A 3,083-nucleotide genomic window follows, 5' to 3' on the forward strand; every position below is an offset into this window, starting at 1 on the left:
AAAACAGCGCCGGCCAGCCCGAGGGGCGCGGTCAGCGGCAGGGCCAGCGGGCGCGGGCTGAGCAGCCGGTTCGGCGCCAGCGACAGCAGGCCGAGCAGCACGGGGCTGAGCGCCGCCAGCGCCGCCAGCAGCGCCGCGATCAGCAGCACGCCGCTGCCGGCCAGGGCCAGCAGCAGCAGGGAATGCCGCGCCGGCGCATTGGCCTGGGCCACCGGCACCGTCACCCCCACCCGCCAGCCGGCCTGGCGCGAGGAGACATGCGCCACCAGCAGCGGCTCGCCGCCGACCGAGAAGGTGGTCCAGACCCCCTGCCGGGCCAGGGCGTTGCGCTGCGTCTCGGGCGAGATGCGGCGGCCGAGATGCTGCGCGTGGTCGGCCGAGCGGGCGATGACCCGCCCCTCGCCATCGACCAGGGTGGCGACCCAGCCCGGCGGCAGCAGCGGCTGCTCCAGCACGGTGCGGAACTGGCCGGGGGAGAGTTGCAGTTGCAGCAGGTGGCGCAGCCGCCCGTCGCGCAGCACCGGCACCATCAGGAACACGGCGAAGCGGCCGCCGGGCAGCGCCACCAGGCCGGAGCGCGCCGGCTGCCGGGTCTCCGCCACCTGCTCGGCCAGCAGGGCCATGGCGCCGATGCCGCCCGAGGGCTCGGCCTGGGTGGCGTCGGCCGCGGCGGGGGGCGGGCGCAGCCGGATCTCGCCGCCCAGCAGCCGCTCCACCGCCAGGGACTGGCGCTGGAAGGCCGGCAGGTCGGGCAGCTCCGGCAGGTCCAGGGTCGGGCTCTCGGCCAGCACCTGCAGCGCCGCGACCTGGCCGGCCAGCTCCTCCTCCAGCACCGCCATCAGCCGGTCGGCGGTGCGCAGCGTGTGCTCGTGCAGGTTGCGCTCGCGGTCCTTGAGCGAGACCCAGGTGAAGATGCCGGCCAGCAGCAGCACCGGCAGCAGCAGCGCCGCGCTGAACAGGCCCAGATGGAAGGCCAGGGGCCGCCGGAGGGCACGGTCGAGCAGGCGGCGCGGGAGAGCTACCATGCCACGCCGCAGGCCCTGCCCCGCCTGGCCGGCCTCGCGTCCCGGCCGGCCTCGGGCCGGCATTGCCTCGGTTGCTGCACGCCGCCTCTCCTCAGAACCGGGTGCTACGCCCGGTCCGGCCTGCCGCCGCCCTATTCAACCGCAAGATGATGCCGCAGAGTCTTGCGGCAGTGCAATGGTGTTGCGCCTCGCTTCCACCATCGCCGCGCGCATCCGCCGCACCGCGGCCGGCAGCCCCTCGAACACCGCCGCGCCGATCAGCGCATGGCCGATGCTGACCTCGGCGATCTGCGGGATGGCGGCGATGCCGCGCACCGACACATGGTCCAGCCCGTGCCCGGCATGGCAGGCGAGGCCGGCGGCGGCCGCCGCCTCCGCCCCGCGGGCCAGCCGCGCCAGCAATGGCGGGCGCGCCGCCGGATCGGCATCGGCATAGGTGCCGGTGTGCAGTTCCACCGCCTGGGCGCCGAGCCGCGCCGCCGCCTGGATCTGCGCCGTGTCGGGCTCGACGAAGATCGCCACCTCGATCCCGGCGCCGGCCAGCCGGGCGATCGCCCCGGCCAGTTCCGGCCCGGCGCGCAGCAGGTCGAGCCCGCCCTCGGTGGTCAGCTCCTGCCGCTTCTCCGGCACGATGCAGCAGGCGGCCGGGCGCAGGCCGAGGGCGATGCCGACCATCTCCTCGGTCGCCGCCATCTCGAAATTCAGCCGCAGCCCGGGCTCGGCGCCGAGGCGGGCCACATCGGCGTCGCGGATGTGGCGGCGATCCTCGCGCAGATGCACGGTGATGCCATCCGCCCCGGCCTGGAGGCAGGCGCGCGCCGCCTCCACCGGGTCGGGGAAGCGGCCGCCGCGCGCGTTGCGCAGGGTGGCGACGTGATCGACATTGACCGACAGGCGCATCAGGCGGCGCTCCTCTGCTGGCGGTGCCGGGCGAGCTCGGCGGCCAGCCGCAGCGCGGCGACCAGGCTGCCCGGATCGGCCCGCCCCTGGCCGGCGATGTCGAGCGCCGTGCCATGGTCCGGGCTGGTGCGGATGATCGACAGGCCGAGCGTCACATTGACGCCGCCGGCCATGTCGAGGGTCTTGACCGGGATCAGCGCCTGGTCGTGATACATGCCGAGCGCGACATCGTAGCCCTGCCGCGCATGCGGCGTGAACAGCGTGTCGGAGGGGTAGGGGCCACGCGCGTCGATGCCCTCGGCGCGCAGCGCGGCGATGGCGGGGGCGATGATGTCGCGATCCTCATGCCCCATCGTGCCATCCTCCCCGGCATGCGGGTTCAGCCCGCACAGCGCCAGGCGGGGTGCCGCGATGCCGAAATCGCGCCGCAGCCCGGCGGCCGTGGCGCGGGCGATGCGCAGGATGCGCTCGGTGGTCAGGTCCTCGATGGCGCTGCGCAGCGATTGGTGGATGGTCACCGGCACGCTGCGCAGCCCGGCGGCGGCCAGCAGCATCACCGGCGGGCCTTCGCCCGGCGCCAGCTCGGCGAGGAACTCGGTGTGGCCGGGATGGCGGAAGCCCGCCGCCGTGAGCACCGATTTCTGGATCGGATTGGTGACGATGGCGCTGCCCTGGCCGGCCCGCACCAGCGCGACGCCCTGGCGGATCGCCTCGATCACCAGGGGCGCGTTGCGCGGGTCTGGCTGGCCGGGGCGGGCCGGAGCGGCCAGCGCCAGCGGCAGCACCGGCAGCGCCCTGCCGAAATTGTCCCCGGCTTGCTCCGGCCGGTCGACCGCCTGCCAGGGCGTGTCGCCGAGCAGGGCCGGGTCGCCGAGATACAGGAAGGCCGGGCCCGCCGCGCGCAGTTCGCGCCAGGCGGCGGCGGCGATCTCGCCGCCGATGCCGGCGGGCTCGCCCATGGTCAGGATCAGCGGCGGTGTCATGCAAATCTCCCGGTGGGGCGGAGATGGGGCGGCGGGGCACAGCGTCACCCCGCCGGCGCCTCAGGGCAGGCCGCCGAAACTGTCGCAGGCGGCGAAATCGCCGCGCTGCAGCCCGGTCCGCAGCCATTCGGCGCGCAGCCCGGCCTCGCCCTGGGCGGCGGGGTCGGTGGGCGGG

Annotated in this window: 2 protein-coding genes and 1 pseudogene; all 3 read right to left on the minus strand. The window is 75.6% G+C overall.

Features of this window, described 5'->3' with window-relative positions; genetic code table 11:
- Positions 1-1,025, minus strand: a pseudogene (locus tag HMPREF0731_RS25720) (cache domain-containing protein); the annotation flags it as partial.
- Between the two features lie 135 nt (positions 1,026-1,160).
- Positions 1,161-1,925 carry a pyridoxine 5'-phosphate synthase gene (locus HMPREF0731_RS17885; protein ID WP_007005597.1) on the minus strand — a complete coding sequence of 255 codons (765 nt, stop codon included), beginning with the start codon at positions 1,923-1,925 and terminating at the stop codon, positions 1,161-1,163.
- Positions 1,925-2,908, minus strand: a complete 984-nt coding sequence (gene pdxA / locus HMPREF0731_RS17890; protein WP_007005598.1) for a 4-hydroxythreonine-4-phosphate dehydrogenase PdxA — start codon at positions 2,906-2,908, stop codon at positions 1,925-1,927. Before pdxA ends, HMPREF0731_RS17885 begins: the two co-directional genes overlap by 1 nt.
- Between the last annotated feature and the right edge of the window lie 175 nt (positions 2,909-3,083).

This window comes from Pseudoroseomonas cervicalis ATCC 49957 (assembly GCF_000164635.1).
GTDB lineage: Bacteria > Pseudomonadota > Alphaproteobacteria > Acetobacterales > Acetobacteraceae > Pseudoroseomonas > Pseudoroseomonas cervicalis.

What these genes read in the sequence shown, in the direction of transcription:
- pdxA (WP_007005598.1), bottom strand. Translation starts at nt 2,908, where the DNA reads ATGACACCGCCGCTGATCCTGACCATGGGCGAGCCCGCCGGCATCGGC.
- HMPREF0731_RS17885 (WP_007005597.1), bottom strand. Translation starts at nt 1,925, where the DNA reads ATGCGCCTGTCGGTCAATGTCGATCACGTCGCCACCCTGCGCAACGCG.